The organism is Reichenbachiella carrageenanivorans (genome assembly GCF_025639805.1).
In the GTDB taxonomy this organism is placed as follows: Bacteria; Bacteroidota; Bacteroidia; order Cytophagales; family Cyclobacteriaceae; genus Reichenbachiella; species Reichenbachiella carrageenanivorans.
In genome coordinates this window covers 2,577,155-2,599,822 of record NZ_CP106735.1, presented here as the reverse complement: position 1 = coordinate 2,599,822, position 22,668 = coordinate 2,577,155, and the positions used below count along the sequence as shown (strand labels likewise).

General features: G+C 45.0%; 12 protein-coding genes. 1 reads left to right on the top strand and 11 read right to left on the bottom strand.

The window, feature by feature from the left end:
* Window positions 1–45 precede the first annotated feature (45 nt).
* The 3 genes from N7E81_RS10225 to N7E81_RS10215 all read right to left on the bottom strand — a co-directional run bounded on the left by N7E81_RS10225 (window position 46) and on the right by N7E81_RS10215 (window position 8,441).
* Entirely contained in the window at window positions 46–4,314 is a 4,269-nt protein-coding gene (locus N7E81_RS10225) for a T9SS type A sorting domain-containing protein (RefSeq protein WP_263049492.1), read from the bottom strand.
* A 342-nt stretch (window positions 4,315–4,656) separates the two neighbouring features.
* Complete coding sequence (locus N7E81_RS10220) at window positions 4,657–5,715, bottom strand: FISUMP domain-containing protein (RefSeq protein WP_263049491.1); 1,059 nt, start codon at window positions 5,713–5,715, stop codon at window positions 4,657–4,659.
* 1,316 nt (window positions 5,716–7,031) lie between these two features.
* On the bottom strand, window positions 7,032–8,441 hold the full coding sequence (locus N7E81_RS10215; RefSeq protein WP_263049490.1) for an ATP-binding protein: 1,410 nt from the start codon (window positions 8,439–8,441) through the stop codon (window positions 7,032–7,034).
* 364 nt (window positions 8,442–8,805) lie between these two features.
* Here N7E81_RS10215 and N7E81_RS10210 point away from each other — a divergent pair, with 364 nt between their 5' ends.
* Window positions 8,806–9,474, top strand: coding sequence for a hypothetical protein (locus N7E81_RS10210; protein ID WP_263049489.1), 669 nt, complete (start codon window positions 8,806–8,808; stop codon window positions 9,472–9,474).
* Between the two features lie 189 nt (window positions 9,475–9,663).
* On the opposite strand, the gene N7E81_RS10205 is transcribed toward N7E81_RS10210, so the two are convergent.
* The 8 genes from N7E81_RS10205 to vgrG all read right to left on the bottom strand — a co-directional run bounded on the left by N7E81_RS10205 (window position 9,664) and on the right by vgrG (window position 22,667).
* Window positions 9,664–12,372 carry a contractile injection system tape measure protein gene (locus N7E81_RS10205; RefSeq protein ID WP_263049488.1) on the bottom strand — a complete coding sequence of 903 codons (2,709 nt, stop codon included), beginning with the start codon at window positions 12,370–12,372 and terminating at the stop codon, window positions 9,664–9,666.
* A 31-nt stretch (window positions 12,373–12,403) separates the two neighbouring features.
* Window positions 12,404–15,373, bottom strand: a complete 2,970-nt coding sequence (locus N7E81_RS10200) for a hypothetical protein (protein WP_263049487.1) — start codon at window positions 15,371–15,373, stop codon at window positions 12,404–12,406.
* Window positions 15,374–15,405: 32 nt separating this feature from the next.
* Window positions 15,406–15,555, bottom strand: coding sequence for a hypothetical protein (locus N7E81_RS10195; RefSeq protein WP_263049486.1), 150 nt, complete (start codon window positions 15,553–15,555; stop codon window positions 15,406–15,408).
* A gap of 27 nt (window positions 15,556–15,582) precedes the next feature.
* Window positions 15,583–16,323 (bottom strand): hypothetical protein, encoded by a 741-nt coding sequence (locus N7E81_RS10190; RefSeq protein WP_263049485.1) that lies wholly within the window; start codon window positions 16,321–16,323, stop codon window positions 15,583–15,585.
* 28 nt (window positions 16,324–16,351) lie between these two features.
* Entirely contained in the window at window positions 16,352–20,041 is a 3,690-nt protein-coding gene (locus tag N7E81_RS10185) for a baseplate J/gp47 family protein (protein WP_263049484.1), read from the bottom strand.
* A gap of 75 nt (window positions 20,042–20,116) precedes the next feature.
* Window positions 20,117–20,554 (bottom strand): GPW/gp25 family protein, encoded by a 438-nt coding sequence (locus N7E81_RS10180; protein ID WP_263049483.1) that lies wholly within the window; start codon window positions 20,552–20,554, stop codon window positions 20,117–20,119.
* A gap of 13 nt (window positions 20,555–20,567) precedes the next feature.
* Window positions 20,568–20,858, bottom strand: coding sequence for a PAAR domain-containing protein (locus N7E81_RS10175; protein WP_263049482.1), 291 nt, complete (start codon window positions 20,856–20,858; stop codon window positions 20,568–20,570).
* A 6-nt stretch (window positions 20,859–20,864) separates the two neighbouring features.
* Window positions 20,865–22,667: a type VI secretion system tip protein VgrG gene (gene vgrG, locus N7E81_RS10170; RefSeq protein ID WP_263049481.1), complete on the bottom strand. Its 1,803-nt coding sequence runs from the start codon at window positions 22,665–22,667 to the stop codon at window positions 20,865–20,867.
* Window position 22,668 lies beyond the last annotated feature (1 nt).

The window sequence follows — 22,668 nt, the reverse complement described above, 5'->3', positions numbered from 1 at the left end:
ACGCTACCCAATCATTTCTCTAAAGCCTTGCCTCTCGACTCCCAGCTACCTCTTCACAAAGCGCTCATAAAATTGCCCTTCGCTATTGCGGAGTTGGAGAATGTACGTCCCCACCCCTAAATCAGACAGATCTATCACAAGCGCACCATTCACTGGTCGTGTACTGCCAGCCGCTACTTCCTGGCCAAACACATTGTGGATCGCCCAGCCAGAAGCAGGGATCGACTGCCCTTTTTTGCTAACCATGAGCTGATCATGCGCTGGTACTGGGTACAGTGTATAATGTGGCTCTTGTAGCGTTTCGACTGCAGTGACTGGCACAGCGACCAACGACTCATCGATGTCCACCTGAACCGCCTGCAAAATTTCTGGTCGGATGGTAATTTTATTGTCTTTCGAGGTGTTGGTTTTTTCAACCCAAGCGATCAGTGCAAATTGGTTAGGATCGGCCGCTACGGGCACTTGCCACTCCACTTCAGCGCTGAGGCTTTCTCCGAGTGCCACATCCCAATCGGCCCACTTAAAATCCGCGCCGTAGTCTGGCAAGAATTTGATCAGCACATTTTGATGCTGCTTGCCATCGGATGTAATTACGTTTTTTTCTACCACTGCTATATTTAGCATCAGCAGCAGCTCCTGACTCGCTGTGTCCAGCGGAATATAAGGCATACTGTTTCGTACAGCCGAAGCTGAAACCCGAAGCGGCTCCCCTGGGGCGTATTCGCCATACTCTAGCGCCACATCAAAGGCAGGGGAAATGAGAGACTCATAGCTATACTGCTGCGCAACCCATCCTTCTTCGAAACTATCGGCTGCTCCCGTGGTACCATTGAAGGAAGTACTGCCAATGTTTTTACTCTTGGCTCCTTGGTCGTTGCTCGTATTGCTATTAAAATGATAGCCATAATATAGTTCGTCAGGAATCGGATGCTGGGTATGATATTCGATATAAATCACATCGTCTAGCTCCTTGGCAAATGCATCTACTAGGAGGCGCTCGGCTTCATAGTCAGGCGCATTCATATTGGTCGAATGCTCCAATAGACTGATGCGCTTTTTTTCCTCTATAGAGACGCTGGCGAGTCCAAAACCTTGACCAAGTTGTGGTTCGTTTTCGCGATAAGAAAGATCGAGGCTAGCGGTAGCAAATCTCAGTTGAACCATCTGATCACCTGCTGCGGCTTTGACTTCACTCAGGCTGTAGGCGACAGTTGTGAAGCCGTTCACTTCTGATGCACCTGTCCATCCTACGATACCCGTACCAGGACCTGCTAGGATACTGTTGCTATTGTACCAATTGTAACCGCCTTGATACTGCCCTACAGCTTGCCAAGCATCAGTACCATCTACGCGGTATTCGAGTACCACGCCCTCGTTTTCGGGGGTATCTACAAATAAATCCGCTCTTACTTTGGGCGACTCCCACTGGCTGATGTCTATACAGGGGCTGACCAGCCAGCTGTATTCGTCATTATTGCCATCTGCATGCCAGTACTGGCCTAGGGCATCGTCTACGTATTGCCAGCTGCTATTCTTGGCGCCAGTGGCATCTCCCTCGGTGGTAGATATCCAACCTCCATGGCCTGTATCAAACTGCTCGTGATACTGCACGTCGGCTCCTGCGCTATTGTCGATATTTATTTTACCCAAGACAGTCACTCGCTTAGTCACAGTGTCTATACAGCCCACGGAGGTTTTGGTTTCTAACTTCACGTCGTAGGTGCCCGATGTAGCATAGGCATAGTTGGCCAGCATATCGCTTCCGGGAGCTACTTCGCGCTCATCCAATACATCGGTCAATTCAAAATCCCAAGTGAAGGTCTGAAGTGTATCGCGATTGGGCACCGAATGGGCATGCTGCACAGAGGGGGTAAACACTAGATTGGATTCACAATCTGATTCATAATCAAAATCCGCTGAAGGCTTGGCGCCTACCTGGTAGTAAAAGGTGACTGGATCTCCAGAGCACTCTCCTACCTTATCGTTGACCTCTACCGAATATCTGTATAGCCCTACTTCGGAGGCTATTTCGCTGGAAAAGCGATCCTTGGGCAAAAAGGCCTCAGCCGTTGTGGTATCGATGGGCGTGCCTAAGTCATTTTTCCAAATAAATCGATAATTTTCCTGTCTATCGAGAGGTAGGAGCGGAATGAGATCATCTCCCAAACAATGCTCTACGATAGATACGTTTGTTCCATCCTGTATTTTTCTATTCAGCCCACTCGCTAGCTGTGGTGTACTTGGTCTATCTATGATTTCAATATCCATCTGAGCAGTAAATACACAAGCACTGACTTCGTAATTGTAAGTCAGTTCATACCCGTTGTTATTCGGTTCAAGTCCAGCTTCGCCTGGCGAAAAACTGTACTCTTCCAAGGTTTGCGTTTCGCCATTGTCTTTATTGCGCAGCTCATAGGTCTTGTCCAGAAAGGTAGACCCAGGAGTACCCAATAGCAACACCTGACCTTCGCCATCACAAAACACAGACGCCAACGGCTCTCGATCAACCGTAGTAAACGCAAGTGGTACATCTGCGGGTAACGCTATAAAATAAGGTGCCGTTTGGATCGTTGGATCTTCAACATAGTCAATATCATTGCCTATAAAGACTTGTGAACATGATGCTTCAGAAACCTCTTCTATTTCAATAATTGAACAACTTGGATTGGATATACAATTATTTGCCACTACCTCGTCATATGTACTATAAGTGATCGAACAAGAGGGATTATCATAACACAACGTGTATCTCGCTCTAGAGGTGTACGTACAGTCCGTCTTATATCGAGGAATGTATATGCGCTTCGCTCCCTTGTATTCGACCGTCAAAAACAGCGTAGATTCTTCTCCAACTTTATTGGCGTAAGCTGCTCCCAAATCTAGAGAAAAGCCTGTTTCTTTATCTGAAATGGGATCCCAATCTGGATTGACATTACCAGTAATTGCTCCACCTATACTGCCCGTCACACTGATGATTGTATAATACTGACCTCCAGTATTGTAGGCATTTCTGGGGTGAAATTGAATAGGAATCACACTACTATTGCCTGGACAGTAATAGGGATTTAGGTTGGTTTCGCTTTCGATGTTAGGGATTGGCAATATGGTATAATCTAAGGTATCTACATCAAGTATACACCCCCCACGCGTATCCGAAGATTTCATTTCATAAAGGACTTGTAGTTCTACATTGTCACTAGCATCGGCTATATCCAAAGAGCTTATGGTCAATGTATTGCCGATATAAGGATCGATATCCTCGATCGTCTGGGTGAGGCCTGGTATGGTTTTGATAGCCGTTAGGTGTCCGCCATTTATTTTGTGTGAAAATTTGATATCATTGCCCACATATGGTGTAATGATCGAACTTGGTGTGCTTTCTGGTTTGAAATCATAGTCGGTAGATGTGATTTCTTGCGCTGACGATACAATCGTGATCACATCAGAATAGGCTCTGGGGCACGTCACCAATTCGTTCGTTTCTATAACTTCATAAACATAGATAGGGTATACTTCATTTGCATTGTCCAAGTAGTCCTTCAATGCATCCTCACTGATCTCCAGGTTGCCATCGACTCCAGGCAAGAGGGTGTAGTTGATATCTCCTAACCCATCCTCTTCTCCTACAAAATAACTAATGGTACCCGTATGCCCATCGGATCTACTTCCTGACAGGTATATTTCGGTAGTTGCGCAGATGCGCAGCTCCCCTGAAACTACCGAAGCCCCTGTCTCGCCCTGTGGTTTGTCATTCAGGGTCACCTTGAGGTTTGTATTGTTGACCGCAAAACTGGCTACTGTGGCGTCGGTTGCGAAGTCTTCTCCATCTATACCTGTAGCACTCGCTATCTTGAGATTGTACGTGGTGGCGCTGCTCAGCGACTCGCCTACCGCTCGGACGCGCACGCCGCTGACAGTCATCTGATCCAGCTCCGCTGTAGCTGCTGCACTCACGGTATAGGTCAGCAGCATCCTTGTATCATCATTTGAATAACTCAATACGGCATCGGATATGTCGTCACCATCTACACCATCGCCTATCGCGACACTGCCGGTGCTTTCAAACCTAAAACCCTCGGGTACGGAAAATGCTACCGTACCTGAGGATTGAAAATTTGCGGCATGACCTTCATTGATCACGATATCGTCTAGCTCAAGATAGTCTCGCAGACAGACAATCCCCTGATCTCCTAGGTCTACGATGCTAGGGGCAGGGGCTGTGGTGAAGGTGTAGGAGATATCAGACTTATAATTACTAGCATTGTCAGGGTCAACATACGTACCAGGGTCACTGGCATCTATCACATCAGTCATAGTAATTGTATATGCAGTCCCATAGGCTAAGGCTGTATTAAACTTTAGCCGAATTTTATTTGGAAATGCTTCATCCCAATCTGGGGATATTAAATTTATATTCTCCGGATTAGGAAATATAGATAGAGTTAAACTTGGGTCATTAACAGGAATATCAAAATTAATTTTCAAGAAAGATACAAACGGAGAAACAATATTCTTAGAATATACAGGGGTAAATTCTGTACTCAAAGTATCTGGTTTAGCACAAAAAGCTACATTTGACACCATTATTAACAGCCAAAAGATAATATTCTTCATGATAATCATTTAATATTCCATAACAAACTTATTTATTGCACTTTAACCTCTAATCAGTCGCGCATAAAATTTGGAGGTTTTGGCATTAAAGTTATCTTTAATATCCACAGAAGCATTTACATAGAAATAATATGCATCTACTTCACTCTCAGCTGTTGATGTCCAGAAATATCCGGCTGTCCCCTCTAATAAAAAGTCACTAGTTAGGGCTCCCCCTAAAAGAGCCTCAAACCCACTAGAGCCTCCTTCTTTCAATTTAGTCCCTGAGTCGTCTCCTAAGAAAGTCTTGAGCGCATCTCTTTCATCCTTAGTAGGCAATCTCCACCCTTCAGGTGCGAAGTCATCTGCGGTAGCTGTAGCCCAGTCGTAGAGCTTACCATAGGTTTCACAGTTGGTCGCATCATCGTCGTAGCATAGTGATCCAGTCGCATCGTAGTTGAAGTTCTCGGCGAGCCAAGTTTGGGTGCCGATGGTCACGATTTTGTAGCGCTGGTCGTCTCGGGTGTCGAGCAGGGAAGTGAGGTCCTCGGCGGTCACTTGCGTGGTGGCTGTACAGTCGTCGGCATCGGTGATCGAGATAGTCGCGTCTTTGTTTTCGTCGGCCGTGATCGTGGCGGGGTTGTCAGAGGTAGTGCCTTCTTGCGTGGTGCCTCCGTCGTAGGTGATCACATAGGCATAGGGAGATTTACCTCCTGTGAGGGTCAGCGTGATGGTGCCATCGGAGGCTACTGCCGTGGCTTTGAGTTCGCACTCTATCTCTGGCTGAGTAGCGGTGGCGGTAGCGGTACATTTGTTGGCATCGCTGATCGCGATAGCAGCGTCTTCGTTTTCGTTGGCCGTGATCGTGGCGGGGTTGTCAGAAGTAGTGCCTTCTTGCGTAGCGCCACCGGTATAGGTGATCACGTAGGCGAAGGGAGCTTTGCCATCGGTGAGGGTCAGCGTGATTTTGTCGTCGGCTACTGTAGCAGCAGCGGTAAATTTGCAGGTGATTTCTTCGGCCTCGTCGCTACTGCAAGAAATCATCGTGGCAGTCATCAATACAAAAAAGAGCACAGAAAATATCTTAGACCCGAGGTCATAGAAAGGCTTAGTTAGGTTCATAATTCTAATGTTTTTTTACTATTTAATTATAAAAATATTGCTTTAATGCATATGAGTGGGCTTCCCTTCGTAGCTGGCATATCGATAGGTAGTGTAGCGGTAAGGTTAGTCACTATTGCAAGCCGTGAAAATAATTTATTCAAGTTTAAATATTGATATTCTCAGTAAGAATATTACACCCTATGCCTGTTATTTATCTGAAAGTAGGTTGGTTAAAGCAGCGCCTTCGTCGCCCCTGTTCGTGTTGTCACCCACAGGCTGCTGGGGATGGGGTGTCTGCGATGCCTAAGCCTGCCCTAAACCCTCCAAGGTTTTCTTCACGCCGTGGGAGATTACCCGATAGCACCTTTATGCGTCTGGCGCTTCGTATTTCTGAGGGAAATCTGAATGTATGTTCAGTTTAACTAATTCCGATTACCACCATTAAAGCCATGGAGGCTCATCCTTTTTCTTGATAAAAAGTATGCAAAAATCAAGAAAAATTTAAAGGCGCAAGGCCATTACCCACATCCCCACCAATTTTTCGCCAGCCCGCCGAAGGGACTAATATTTAAATTGATGTTCTATTTTCGTCGCCTCCGCTCCCGTCATCACCCAATGGTAGATCGGTGATCCGCATGGGTAAGTACTGCGGCAATGAGGCTTGGCTTTTCTTCACGCCGTGGGAGATTACCCGATAGCACCTTTATGCGTCTGGCGCTTCGTATTTCTGAGGGAAATCTGAATGTATGTTCAGTTTAACTAATTCCGATTACCACCATTAAAGCCATGGAGGCTCATCCTTTTTCTTGATAAAAAGTATGCAAAAATCAAGAAAAATTTAAAGGCGCAAGGCCATTACCCACATCCCCACCAATTTTTCGCCAGCCCGCCGAAGGGACTAATATTTAAATTGATGTTCTATTTTCGTCGCCCCCGCTCCCGTCATCACCCAATGGTAGATCGGTGATCCGCATGGGTAAGTACTGCGGCAATGAGGCTTGGCTTTTCTTCACGCCGTGGGAGATTACCCGATAGTACCTTTATGCGTCTGGCGCTTCGTATTTCTGAAGAAAATCTGAATGTATGTTCAGTTTAACTAATTTCGATTACCACCATTAAAGCCATGGAGGCTCATCCTTTTTCTTGATAAAAAGTATGCAAAAATCAAGAAAAATTTAAAGGCGCAAGGCCATTACCCACATCCCCACCAATTTTTCGCCAGCCCACCGAAGGGACTAATATTTAAATTGATGTTCTATTTTCGTCGCCCCCGCTCCCGTCATCACCCAATGGTAGATCGGTGATCCGCATGGGTAAGTACTGTGATGGAGCACTTAATTTTTTTCCTTGCTTTGCTCTAGTTTGATCAAGTCTGCTAGCAGCCTGTGGGTAAGTACCCGTTCTCCTTCTTTGCTGGCTCTGATACAGGCCAGCTTTACTATGTTGGCGATGTTGGCACCTGTGAGGGTATGCTTCTTAGCCAATTCTCCCAAGAGCGATGCTGATTCGCATCGATAATGATCAGGAATGGCTCTTTCCCAAAGGATTTGCCTTTCTTCTTCCCCTGGTGGGGGCATAAAGATAGAAGTCAGAATACGTCGTCTGAAGGCACTGTCAAGATTTTGACTGTAGTTGCTGGCGAGGATCACCAAGCCAGGGAATCGCTCGATCTTCTGCAGGAGGTAGGCCACTTCTTGGTTGGCATAGCGATCTTTGGCATCTTTCACCTCGGTACGCTTGCCAAACAGGGCATCTGCTTCGTCAAAAAATAAGATACATCGCTTCCCCTCTAACCGTTCGAATATTTTTTCTAGGTTCTTTTCGGTTTCACCAATATACTTAGACACCACTCTAGACAGATCGATGCTGTACACATCAATATCCAGTGCCTTGCCCATCACGGAGACGGTCATGGTTTTACCTGTGCCAGGCGGGCCATAGAGCATGGCTACATAGCCAGGTTTTATTTTGCTGGCAAAGGACTCGTTGCTGTAGAGTTCTCTTTGGTGTTGGACGAAGTCCATCAAATACTGCAGCTGTGTACGTACGCTGTCCTTGAGTACCAGGTCGTCGAAGCAGAGATGAGTTTCCAAAACATTCGCAGGAAAATCTGCACTGATTTCTATACGTGCTTTCTGTCCGTTCATCAGCCAGCGATAGTACTCATTGTTCATTTTGATCTGCTGATCTTCGAGAGAGTCCATCTCCCCTATTTTGGTCACCAAAACCTGCTCTTTGAACAATCGACTCTGCACGAGTCTGGCATAGTAGAAGGCACGTTTGATGGCTTTGTCTCCGGCCAGCAAGAACAGCACAGTACGCAAAGTGGGTGTACGATGCCCATCGCCTTCTCTCTTTTTGCCACCGGCTTTGTAGTCCAGTTTGTCGACCGCCCATAGCTCGCTCAGCGATGAGGGCTGAAACTGTGCAACATAGATGACCACCAGCATAAATACTTCTTCTGTCTCCAGATGAAACTCTTGAGCTACTTTGGCCCACGCGCTCTCCGTATCCCAAATGGGTGCTTCACTGATTTCTTGAAACGACAGAATGTCCAACTGCTCTGTCACTTCCTTGATGCGTCGATTGATGGTTTTTTTCAACCAACTTTCAGCATCTGTAAACGATTGAATATTGAGCGTCAATACATCTAATGTCTTTTGAGATTCCTGCTGTTGGGTGAGCAACTGGTCTTTGACCACACGAGGGGACGTCACTTCTTCAGTGGCGGTATAGGTAGGCATAGGCGGTTATTTCGGTTTAATTCACACATGGATAGCCATCCGATCATGATGGCTTCAAGTCGAACCACAAAGAAATCTAAAAACAGTTATTATAAAAGAATGTTTCCGAAAAAGTGTGGATTATTCAAACATCAAAGCACCAGTGCGGTAAGCAGGGCAAACGCATATATCCTGTATATCGGATCAACCCTTGGCGGGTCTTTTACAAGCGTTTGCTATGGCGCTGAAGGGGGCTGCCTCAATTACTGTAATTTAAGATTGCATGATAAATGGGTTTGAGTTAATCTTGCTAGATATTTTTGAGTGAGTAACTCTAGATATATAAAGAAAACAAACCACCTAACTTGTATTTATTTCAGTCCACATGACACGTGTATTTACCCTTACCTGCCTAGTCTCCCTTTTCTTATTACCATGTCAAGCTCAAGAATCCGATTCGCTCGTATCGTCCCAGCAAGTGATTCGAGTTTTGAAAACGCTCCCCACGAGTTTTAGTGGCAATGCTGAGAATTGTATTCCATACGACGTATATGCCTTTAAATACAAAAAAACATGGATCTTGGCTCTGGTAGAAAGCGAAAATGTAGAAGCCTTCATCGTACGAGGTCCACGCACCGATCAAAGTCCCTATTTGGCCTCTCGTTTTATGTCTGTAGGCATGAGTCTGATCGTGCCCAACAAATACTATTATATTCAGAAAAACAGGAGAAAAGTAATCAACGATATTGAGACTTATCCTTTCTACAAATTGAAAAGGAAGGGAAAAAAAGCAATGAAGGGACTGCTTTATTTAGAACTGCCTGATCCTAAGGTTCGTCCTTCATTTTTCCTATGGAAAATCTTTGCTAAGAAGCGAGAAGAAATAGAAGCGACTCCTTCAGGTCTAAAAGAAGGCTTTGATCAATCGATCAACGGCACCAATGAGGAGCTGGAGCAGGCTGGCGATCAGCTTCTCGAAATACCCAATGCCGCCGAAGAAGTGGGCGGAGCTGTAGAAGAGAAAAAGGGATTTTTGTTTTTTGGAGGTAAGTAATGGAACACTCCGCATCTGGGGATGAGTCTGAATTCGCATCCATTTACCCCCTTTTGATTACCACCATTAAAGCCATGGAGGCGCTATACTTTTTATTGAAAAAGCATACAGAGATCAAGAAAAATTTAAAGGGCAAAGGCCGTTAGCCACATCGCTACCTATTTTTCGCCATTCCAGCAAAAGGACTGACTAACGCCAGTCTACGAAAACAGCCTTGTCCATCCACTTGTATTTGATCAGGCGAAACGACCACGGCACTTTGTCTAGGAGCATGTCATAGCCTTTTTCCTCCACTACTAGCGTATATTGTGCTTCTTCATTGGTCAGTTTTCCCTCACGGATCAAAAAGGAGCCTCTCAGGTTGGCCACCGAACTGCTCTTGTTTACGGTCCAGTTGGACACGACGGCTTGCAGTAGGCCATTACACATTTCTTTATCACTATCGCTCAGGCTAATTTTGGAAGGCAAGGAAACACTGATTGGCAAATTCGTCAATATTTTACTCAACAAGGCGTCGTATTCTTCCATCTCCTCCGTCCCAAAGACCAAATAATGGAACCATTCTATGGCTTTGATCTTGTGCTGCTCATCGTTCAGCATTTTCTTTTCGTCCAACAGCCCCGCCCGCTCCAACAGCATAGGGAGATAAGGCCCCAATAGAACCAGACCCGCATTTCTGATAAACACAGAAGAAGCCAAAGCCCGCTGCGCTTCCTCTTCGAGTACCATGGACATTTTAGGTTTCTCTTCTTTTACTTGGTCTTGCGCTGCAGACGCTTGGGTGGGAGTCAAAGCAGGATACTTTCGTTTCCATTCGATTTGCTCTTGGTTACTCAAGGGCACCATGGCCTGATCAAACGCACCTAAGATCAAAGCGTGTATCTCCGAGGTGCCTGATGCACGAGTGGCACGTGTGATTCCAAGCGGCAGTAGCCGCTCCATGACACGAGCCAAATCCGCCGGCTGATACTGATACCAATAGACTAGTGCTGTTTTGGACGCCGCTTTGTCTTGAAAGGGAAGCCTACCGTACTTGATGGCAAAGGAAAGCGAAAATTCCAAAACAGATGCCCATTCATCCAAACGCTCGACCGCTAAATACGCCCGCATAATCTCAGGGTGCGCTGCAAGTATCAGCCGAGCAAGAGAGTCTCGCTGGCTGTCGGGCATAGCTAGTTTCTGCAATCGCTCCACAGCAAAAATAACCTCCTCGCCCTGTAGCCGACGTACAAAAGCAGATAACTGTGCTTGGTATTCTTCTCTGGTAAATCGTGAAGCAATGGGTCGATCTCCGGCGATCAAATACTTGAGACCAGCGATAAGCGTAGCGGCATCTGACTCATTCACTTTCGTCAGCCCAAACAAAATATACTGCAGGCCAAGTACTACGCTATCATTCTCCTGATGTCTTTCTTCTACGCTCTCTTTCTTCATGACCTCTCGCTGCACCTCCTCAAAGTCTTTGCGCAAGGCATCGTACGTATGGCTAGTAATGCCCGACAGCCCCTGCGCTACTGCAGATGGCTTTCGAGATACCTGCGTCACATAGGCCATGACTTTCGTCAAAATCATTTGTCGAGCATGTCCCGACAGGTTGCTTGTCAGAGCTAGTGCCTGCTGAACAATGTGCACAGGGCTCATCTGGCGAAGTGGTGCTTTTACCGATGTTTGGATCAGCTCGATCCATACAAGCAGCTCCAACTGGCTCTGCTGAGTAGCACTCAATTCGGCTACATGAGTCAACAGTCTGACTGCCGCATCGGTATGGGTGACTATTTCTGGCCGTGGTGCAAATAGCTTAGAGAGTAGCGCTCGCCTCGCGGATTCGGACAGCTGCCTCACGTCCTGTAGCAATACACTGAGCCGTACGGCAGGTTGGAAAAACTGAATCGAGGAGAAGTCGGCTGCTTCGTACATTTTCTCCAGTGTAGCTTTCATTTCAGCACTCAACTGGGCGGTCTGATGAGTCTGTATTCTGACCCACAGGACAAACTCTGATAAAGTGACTGGCTGCTGACGGCTGACTTCATGATAAACATGCTGTATGGTTTTGTACTCAACCGTCTCAGGGGAAGGATCTTTCAGAACAGCTTCCCATATCGCATGCGTGAGTCCTTGGGCTTCGGGTATCGATGTTGTCAATGAAATGATGTTGCTTTTGAGTGCACCAAAGTCCAATCCAAATGGTATGTGGAGCTGGGCTAGCGGAAGGTACTTGATGAGTCGCTGGTGAAACTGATCGTGAAGAAAATTGCGAACCAACAGGTCTAGTATGCTTTCGGGATGCTTACGAAGCACTTCTGATACGGCTTGTTGCACGGTATTGAAATCCGAAGTGCCTACATTCATCCACCACGGCAGTATCCCCGTTCTGAAGAACTTTTCTAACCAGTCGATCGCTTTGACTTTTTCCATATCAGCCAATCGAGCAGCCTCCTCCTGTTGTACAATTAGCTTTTGCTTTCCCTCCTCCGTTAGCATGGCTTCATCCACCTGCTGCTGTGTCTTTTTTTTGAATTCAGATCGCTTTATTTCCTCCTGCCCCTGACTTGCGGCTTTCTTCTGTTGGGTCTCCTGCTGTGCAGCCACGGCACGCTGTACGGCAAGAGCCTGTTGCTTTTCCTCGACAAGTACAATGACCTGGCTCTTCAGCTTTTGTCTCAGCCGAAACTCCATCTCAGCGTCTAACTCATAGAGGCTAATCTCTCCCAAATCGATTGATAGTTCATCGACTCTGAGAGAAATATCTTGACCTGTGAACTCATCAAAAACCTGCTCTATCGTTCGGATCAGTCTGTTTTTGACAATGCTTTCGATGGTGGAGATTTGCGCCCTTCCTGTTTGCTCATCTGCTACAGAGATGTCAAATGTTAAACTTTGTATTTTGTGATCTCCCATTACACCGCCTGCTTACTAGCGAACCCACACCTTACGATGTGAGGTTTTGTTGCTGCATTTGAAAAACAAATCGCGACAACTCGTCGATGGCCTTGTGATATGCTTCGTTGTTTTCGATGGTTTGACCAGCTACTTCCTTCTGTTGACTAAAGGCTTTCGGCATGTTTCTACGCTGGACTTTCAGCTCATTATAAGTGAAGTACAGGGATTCAAATTCGGTCATTTGTTCGAAACTCAGCCAGCTGATATTTGCAGCAATGGTGGCTGGTTTTTGTCGAAAAATTATTTCTTCTGCTACAGATCTAAACTCTTGATTTTTGAATCTAGCCGTCCAATCTGGCAAAAACACACTCAACTGGTGGGCATAAAAATCTTCTGGTATTCTTGGCCCCTTGTCGTTGTTTCTAATAAAATAATCTATTCTACTATTGAGCGAAATTTGCGTATTATTAAAATAACTCACTAAAGAATCGACTTCTTCATGAGTTGCCTCTACCGAACTGTTGGGATGCAGGCTTACAAATTCTATTTTGAGTTTTTTAGTCTTCTCTTTTTCTTCGTCCTTGCCCCGCTGTGATGACTCCGACTCTTCTTCTGAATCAACTACTGCCTGTGGGACGTCGACCGTTGCCGAAAAGTGTATTTCAAAATCTCGTTCCCCATTGATTTCCACGGAATAGTTTTTTCGATCTTTTAGGTGTTCGGCTAGGTACTGAGTCACCTCTTGTTCCCTAGCTTCAAAAGAAAAAGTCTGAATAGACCCCAACACTCTTTTCCCTTTTTCATTGAGCAGATAGAGCCCAAAAAGTTGGTCTTCGAGATCTGGTCTGAGCAGTACATGCTCCACGAGGTGTGCCCCTTCTGTCGATACATTGAGCGTCTTAAAAAACTCAATGTGTAGCATGACACTCCGCTCTGCCTCTACGATATCTTTATATTGACCGAGTTCGATCCATTGGTCTACGTGTTCGATTTTATAGAGTGCAGAAGCCGTCTTTGACTTATCCGTCAATGTCCCTACCCGGTAGTTTTCTACCTCCAATCCAGCGATCAACTCTTCGCTAGCCATATAAGGTCTCGAAAAGAAAGCCGAACCATCGATCACTGCCGATTTTTCTTCAGAAGTCATGTTTTTAATATCCACGTCTTCGTCATCGACCAGTTCGAATCTTTCGGCTACGAGTTCTTTGTCTATAAATACTGTGCCTTTGTCAAATTCCTTCTCTTTGTAGGCGGTAGCCAAAGTGAGTTTGTTTTTTTGAAATATATCGAGTAGCGATTTTTTTTTGTAGTTCAATTCGCCTCCATCGTAGTTCAAGAAAGCACTGAGTCCTAGCAATACGGACACTTTCACCTCTAGTCCAGAGACATTGCCTACCACACTGTCGCCTTCCAAATAGTTGTGCCCTTTAAATCTTCCGTGGTTGATGAATGGAATAAACCTCAAAAAGAAGGTTTTGTTTTTGATCAAATATTCTTGGAATTCGTCCTCGGTATAATAGTAATTGAACTCATCTAGGTGATTCCCAAATTCTTCGCCATGCAGAGCGAGCAAATAGTCTAAAATTCGATGTACTCGATCAAAATGATCTTCGCCCAAGTTCATGATCTGATGCAGGCCGTCTTCGTAGCTCACGGGGCTTTCACCTTTTTTGCCGGCCACGTCACGAAGAATATCCTCTGCTCCAGGCACGGTACTCAAGCTTTGGGAATAATAGCTTTGATCGTTGATTTCACTAATAGACAAGAGGTCTTTGACGTGCGACAACTGCGCCAAGGCATTGGCTAAAATCTGTTCGAAAAGCATCAAATACCCTTTCAGCTGTTTGGCTTGTCCTTTTCTCTTGATGGTAGGTACACCAGGAATGCCATCTCGACCTATGCCATACACATCTGGAAATTGATTTTGGATGGAATAGTAATTTTTCAAGTCCAACGATTGGCCTTCAGGCACATCCATGGTCTTTTCATTCAATCTGTACACTCTTTTGTTTCCAGATTTTAATTCATTGAGTAGCCGGTTCACCTCGTCTACATTAGACTTGCGATGCACCGCTTCTCCTTTATAAAAATGGATCTGATGCCCTTGTTCTTCATTCGGTTTTACGCCTGATAGTTTCGGGAGCTGGTTGGATTTGAGGTGGATTTGGGTATCGTACATCTCATCACCCAGAGTTAGGTTTAGGTTTTTGACACTAGATACGCCTTCCACCTGCATGATGATTTTCATTATTTCAGAAATCAATATTCGGTCTGTCTTAGGAGGAAGGTCTTCTGTCTTTACAAACCCATGTTTCAAGAGGGGACCATTAAAAATATCGTTGAGCTGATACCCTTGATCCAGCAGTTCTCCTAGTGAGTAAAACTTCATTTCAGGACATAAAAAGTCATCTACGAGATAAAAAATATTGCCCATTACCTCTTCTTGGCTCACCTCTCCGGTCAGTTCTATATCTATTTGAAGATGAAACTCTACGTACTCTAGCACATCAATTGTGAGTAAATCCTCACAAAGGTTTCGCCCTTGGTTGTATGCCTCATAGGCAAGTGCCCGCACTTGCTCCTTTTCTTCCAGAGTAGACACCGATTCTTCGACATCTATAAGCACACGATAGAGGCCATTGATTCGGCTCGATTCGGTCTCTACTGGAAACACCCATACATTTTTGATTTCGAAGACGGAGTCAAACAAATACTTTCTGTAATCATTGACCGTAAGGGCATTGCATGGTAAAACTTCTCCTGGTCCAAAAAAGGACTTATCAGATTGATTTTCAGAATGCAGGATATCCTTGATGTCGAACTGTGCTCGATATGAAATTTCGGTGAGCGCATAGGCGAGCTGCTCAAGAATAGTCACCCCAGGGTCATGTACGTTGTAATCCGTCCAAAATGCTCCCGTCAGACTTTGAACCAGACGTATTCCTTCTTCACGAAGAAACTCGTAATCCAACCCTTTATTGTCGGTTTTTTCGTAGGCTATAAACTTGGCTTCTTCCACTATATGAATGATTGGTTTTTAAATTTTACTTCTTACTTTGACTGGTCGTTGACCTGGTCATTTACTTGATCGTTGAGCTTGCCTATCAAATCATACACCTCTTCAAATGGCAACTTACCCAGCGCTTGAAAAATGAGTTTCACCTCCTGAGCACTTACTTTCAACTCTACTTCTTTGTCCATTGTCTTTGTTTTTTTTATACTGAAGAATTACTCTTTGGGCTGGAAACTACCGTCCATGAGCGTATCGTGCCACAAGGCCGATACATGAAACTGCACCCCAAACCCGTCTCCATAGTTGGCCCTTGTCTTGAGTTCCAGCCTGTGGTTGTAGGTGTCTCCTCTCCATCTCAAGAGAATTCTATTTGCCCTAGAGCCATAATAGGCGTGCATGATTTTTATCGAGCTGTTGGATTTGCCATAGGTAGACAGGGCATTGGCTACCATGAGAGCGTATTTACCTGTTTTCTTTTTTCCGATGCCTGCCACTATTTCTAAGGCATGGCAGCCGTTCAGTCCATCTATGATGGTATGCCACTCTCCATTGCCTGGCACCCAGCCAGTATGTGCGCTACCACTTCGCCCTCTTTGGGTAATGACCCCATTCACGTCTAACTCAGATTTTGGGTCTTCGTTGTTGACCCCTACCCTTCCTGCTTGAGTCAAGGTCATGGTCTGTTCGCCCATTCGGTTTTTGATGTTCAACTTGGCATCTCCTCTATCGATACCAAAGCTCCACGCTGGGCTTTTTTCTTCAATGCTTTTGTAAAAACTCAAAAGCTTTTCGGAATCTCCCATGGGGGCAAGCATCAGGCCGTCGTCCATGGTCTTGGACATACCGTCATCCACCCGATTAATCAGCGAGTCAATCAAATCATTAAAGCTTTTCTCGGACGGCAATGTGCCTTTCCTGAAATAATTCTTTAACGTTTCTCTGTTCTGTAATGACATTTTAAAATCCTTTATTGACTACTTAGTTTTACTCCTCTATAACAAAATCATGGCCTAGTTCCAACAGGTCTATACCTGCCTGACGTGAATCCTGTGCATCCATCCCTTCATGCTTGATCACTGAAATCTGATGCTCTGGCGCAGGCACGAGCACCGACCAAGGTTTGGTGGCATGAAGTGACCCTCCAATGTCACCTGCGCCTTCTCTGGCTGTGTCTACCAGCTGATATTCCCCATTTACATCTCGTGACACTTGAATCATAGAAAACCCAGTGATCAGGTTGACATAAGGCAGCGTACGGATGAAACTCAAGAGATCTGAACTATTCAAACTGCCTCCAAGCTCTATTTTTTTAGCATGCGACAGCAACGTACCTCGTAGGTAGTGGTTGATCTGCTCATTGAGTTTTTGAATATAGTAGCCATGATTAGACCCTTCGTTAAATTTTACCGCACAAATGATCTTGATCCGCTCATAGTTTGGGTTTCTAATTTCATTTTTCACAAATGGTGAAGCATAATTTTTGAGATACGACTTTATATTGATGAGCACCTCACTACTCACCATGGGCTCATTTCTATTGGCAGAATCGCTCTGACGTGGTATGACCACCATCAAGGCATTGCCTGGGGCATGGGTGCTCTTGCTGGTCATGTTGGCCAGACAGGTCACATGTGCTATTTCAGGAAATTTTTCCAAGATCATTCGCTCGTAGTCCCACGAAGTGACGGCTCTGCTTTTGTGTCTTAACCTCTCGGCTACTCTGGTATGAAACTGATCCGACTGCTCAGCCGAGACGCCATCGAAAGAGGCCAAAGATTGTTTGACTTCCTTTATCCCAGGAATGTGATTGACCAGACGCTTGACCGTTCCTTTGGGCAGTGGTTCTTTTAAATAATCCTCAGAAACCGAATCGAGATTAGACAATACGGCCTGTGTGACATTAGTTGCCACACTGATAAGGGACGATACCGTATTGATATTTTTCACCACAGCAGCTCGCAACCAGTATAAGTTGGGGTCCAAAATGGTATTGTTTTTTTCGAGGCCATCGGGCAAGGCGATTTGGATCACACCCGTTTTCAAAAAATGATTGGTTTCATCTTTAACGATTCTGGATGCCGCCAATGGCAACCATTGGTCTTTGACCAAATAACTCCATTGTATGTCTGGCAGCCCCTCCTCCGAAGACTCGGTGTATTCATCGATCAATTCGAACAGTATGGTCACTGTTTCGGACGGACTCAAATCAGCGAAGCCAAAATAGGCCGCCCCTTCGTAATCGTAGTGAGGCAACAGGAAAGTTTTTCGATGCATTTCCTCTGGATGCACTTGCTGCAGGCCAAAAGGATGAATGTGAAAGATCTGCCCCGTGCTCTCTGCTTTTTTCTGCCCTCGCTCTACCAGCGAAATAGCCGCTGAAGAAGTGTAGTCTAAAGAAATGGTTTTTATCTGGGGCGTATACGGTTGGTTGGGTGCCTCTTTTTGCTTCGATGCACTCTTGGTTTTAAACAATCCTCGTTTGGCATTTTCCATGATGGTTTCGGACAAAACCGCAGGATATACCCCATGGCCAAAACCGTGTATAGGACTGGATAATTCCAGCTTGAGATAGCCTCTAGTCGAGAGCGAAGACAATTGGTCGGTGTTGGTGATTTCACCATAATCTGGTGATTGATTCACCTTCTTGGCGTCGATGTTTGAGAACACAGACAGTTCAGAAAGTTCTCCATTAGGCATGGGTTCATGTTCAGTGCCTCCATTTACCGTTCTGAATAATTTTAACTTCTGCTGTGCGCCTTTGTCTTGCGGCTTCCAGTACCCGCCATCCAGTATAGAAAGTTTGACTTCAAAAGAACTGTTGTTTAAATCCTTGCCATATCCTTTATAGTGTTCTTTGAAACCTTCTTTGTGCAGTGGCAGATCAAACCATTCTACATTGAGTTTGATGTCGTCTAGCGTTTTGCTAAAGGCTTCGTTGCTACCTACGACGAAGTAAGCTCCAGATTTAGGGCTTGGGCCAAAGGGAAAAAATGGAGCATCAGGGCTCAGCTGACCAATGTTGTTGTGCAACTGCAAATGCTTTAGTTTTTTGACTTTTACATGAAACCAAACCTGCTCTATCTCCAATAGAGACAACAAGGTGTAAGGATAGATAAATGTCTGACTATTGAGTATAAACTGTACGATTGGCAATTCGGAGGAATACCCTCCTCCATGAATATTTGGGTCGTAACCGATAACAGCAGGGTCTGTATTGGTCAGATCAAAGGTGAAACTAACGGTCTTCTTTTTATCATCTCGCTTCACGATGTACTGATCGATAGACATCCAGCCTTCGGCCGTAGATAGTGAGATGACAAATGAGGCGGTAAATGCTTTGATGAAAAATTCATTGATTTCATCTTTCACTGCTTTTCCTAGTGCCGTCAGCTGTACGATCAACTGATCGTAGGCCTCATCATTGAGTTGAATAGAGATTTCAATATCTCTAAATCCTCCTTTGAGATATAAGTTAGGTGAACTAAAAGCAAAACCAACTTTGGCATCTTCCATCGTTTTTTCCAGATGCCCCTTACCCCCTTGATCCTCGCCAAACAAGGCTACAGAAGTATGTCCTGCATGATCTTGTCCTCCTAGGTCGGTGGTCAATGCAGACATAGACAATTCAGAAAACAGGATGTTGTCTATTTTTCTTATTTGCTTTTCGCCCAAAGTCAACATCGTTTGGTCTACAAATACAGCATATATTTTCTTGATCTTGGCTTGACTGACAAGTAAATCTTCGACAGAACGGTACACGACATCGTCATTGAAGCGAGCATCTACTCCTATAAATTTGGTTTGGGCTGGCACTTTGGTGGTACGGGCTCCCTGATCTAGCACCATCTGCAAGTAGATTTTGTCTACTTGAGATCCACTAGAGACTTGTGTCAGTATTTCTTTATAATAAAAATCAAGATGCTTACCTGTCAGGTCATTGATATTGTCTTGCGTATAGGTATAGAGTTTCAAAAAGGCGAGATACAAAGCTACTTCAGGGAAATGTGTGTCACTCTCCATAGCATGCTGGAGATATCCTGGCGTTTTGGTCTTGAGGTAGAGCAGTGTTTCGTAAAAGCTCTGAAACACATTTTGGATCGTTCTGAGCAGCTCTTCTTCCTCGCCTTCCTTGGCTTTTCCTTTATACGATGCCGTATCCCCTTGAGTCAGTCCCCATATCGGGCTGAATGCATCAAAGTCTATTTCAGGATTTACTTTTTTAGTTGGCTTGTCAAAGCTATGTCCATATAATGTTTTGAATTTTCGAAGTGCTGGGGCTAGCTTAGTGCTAATAGCACTATCTATCTCTACACGCACTGTCAGCTGGACTTGAGAAAAATGTTCTACCTCTTTGAAACGCAAGTACCAATTGTCGAAATCCTTCGCTATCGTATACACCTCCAAAAAGCAGCGCAACAAATATTTTTTCTTCTTTTCGGAGCGTTTGAACAGTGCTATTTTATTGATATATGATTTGAACCTACGTTCAATTTTAGCGGGGTCTACATCAATAATAGAAGAAAGAACAACTACATCGTCTGAGAAGAAGTGAGACCAATCTCCTTGTATTTTATTGTCGTCTCCGTAGAAACTAAAAAACTTAGACAAACGTGAAGCGAAGACCAAATGATCTTCGAAGCTCTTCTCGTCTATCTTGACGTACTCTTTATCCATGGCCTCAAAAAACCTATTCTTTTGAGCTGAACCTAAATTCTTAAATCTCTTCCTATCTAATTTCATAATAGACACTTACTCCGATTTGGTTTTAGGTTTGTGTTGGACATTGGTACCCTCGATAATATAGAATGGGTATACCATATTACTTCTGGTGTTGGTTTTTCTCACAGTATAGATCAGTTCTATATTCAGATTAGACATATCTGCTGGATCTTGTACGATATTGATTTTTTCTAATGTAATCCTCGGCTCAAAATACAAGACAGCCTGCTCGATCACATTTCGAATTTCGGTCATCAGAGAGGCGTCTATATTTTCAAAAACCACGAAGTGTAGATTGCATCCAAACTCTGGGGTCATGATTCGCTCTCCAGGTTTGGTCGAAAGCAAAATAAAAAGGCTCTCACGAATATCGTCCTCCTCCGATACGAGCATGACACTACCCAACTTTCGATCAAAGCTTGGAGGAAACTTCCACCCTACACCCAAAAATGACTTCTTATGTTTCATTACTCTTCGTATTTCATCCTATCATTACGGTAGGTACACCTGGACCTACTACTACTCCACCATGGCCACAAGTATCTCCTACCCGAACGGCTGGTTTGCCTCCAATCAAGACCGTAAACGATCCCATCGCCACGCTATCTGGAGGGCCTACGCAGACAGCCGTATCTCCCAATACTGCGGCAGGTTTCCCTCCGATCAGCACGGTAGGCTCTCCTGGCCCAACTAGTGGACCGCCCACATGAGGCACTGTACCTGTGACCATAGGGCACACATGATTATCTCCCATTACTGCTGCTATTGGCATATTTTCTTAGTTTATCTGAACAATTCCCCCTGAAATAGTAGTCATCGCCGAACCTTTGAGTTCTGCCTGAGGGCCTTCTGCAGCAAAGCTCGCAGAGCCCTTCAAAGCCACGTTCATGCCTTCTCCTGCAAAATCTCCCGTGGCTTTAATTTCGGCGTTGCCTGTAGCGGTAAGCGTAATATTCCCTTGTGCTTTCATAACAATATCCTTTTGGGACTCTAATAAAATTCCGTCTGATCCCAATACCACCTTATTTTTATTGGCATCATCCGTCAAAGTGATAGACTTGGCATCATCATCCAATACGATTTGTTGAACTCCAGGCGTGGTCAGGGTTAAAATTTTCAGTTTCTCATCAAACTTAATTTCCAGCTTACTCTTGGTGAGTATGGATTTTATTTCATTCTCCTCAGTAGGTGTGTACATCGGGGTATTCATCTTATTATACAATGACCCAAGTATGACTGGGTAATTGGGGTCATTGTTAAGAAAGCCAAGAATGACCTCATCATCTACCTCGGGCATAAAAAAGAAGCCCGTTTCTAATGAGCTGTACATATTGCTCATTCGAGCCCATATGGGCATATTATCTTGTTGTAGTTCAGGCACCGCCACCTTCACTCTAAATTCCCCATTCGGATCATCGTGTATTTGTTTCACCTTTCCTATATGAAGGCCTTTGATCCCGGGGATCAACCCCGAAGCAGAGGGGGCTTCTATTTCACTCATCTGCTCTGTATACCACTTTTCAGACAGCCCAATGTGCAGCTCTGTCACCCAAGTACCCTCTTCGACGGCATGACTTACGCCACTGATGAAGGCCGTTCCGTCGAAAGTAGGACTTAGCCCCTCTATTTCTATATAAGTATTGGGTGCTGCTTTAGCTATACCCAATATTTTAATGGTTCCGCATATTTTCGAAAGCCTCGATTTTTGTATTTTGGCATCACTCCATGCTTGCAAAACGGACTGTGGGACATTGGCTCCGCTCTGCATGTGGAAAACTGAGTTGCCTATGGCGTCAGAAAGCGCCGACGAAGTGACATTTCCTTGGTGAGCGTCCACTCTTGCAGTGGTGCTGGTGGATTCCACTATTTCCTGTGTGTCTTGATCCCAAGACACTGCACTAACTTCCTCATGCTGTGTCCTTGCATCCATGGCACCTTCAAATGCCAATATATTCTGACCAAACCTGGCTTCCAAGTCATCCCCTCCTGGCTTACTTGGCGCAACCACGGTCACTCCTCCATCGGCATTCACCACCACTAGATTATTGGCCTCAGCTCTGGTCATAACAAAATCCCAATCCGTCGCATAGTGCTGCACCATTTCAGGGTGTTTTGTGCTGGTCGCATCCACTTTGGCGGTCAACCCATTGCCTTCTATGAGCTGTTTGATAATATCGCTATCCGACTTTTCATTGAAAATTTGATTCTTTCTCCCAATGGTCATCTTGGTTGCCTTGTCTCTGCATTCAATCTGAAGCATGAAAGATCCCGATTCGGTAACCTTCATCGCATGTTTGGTGACAATACCCGTAAACACATCTTCGTCATCAGATGAATACCCCAATTGAATGGTTATTTCCTTGCCAGGTTCAAAGAAGCCCGACTCCGTAACGCCATACTCTACCGTCTCACCTACCCCTCCTTCATAAAATTCTATTCTCGCATAAGAGATTCTATTGAGTTCTTTGGACACTCTAATAGAAAATGGCAGGTATTCACCTGGCAACTCTTGACCTTCACTTTTAATTTTATAAGTAACTACTCCTCCTGCGCTTGCACTCATTGCTCCTTTCCCTGCCATT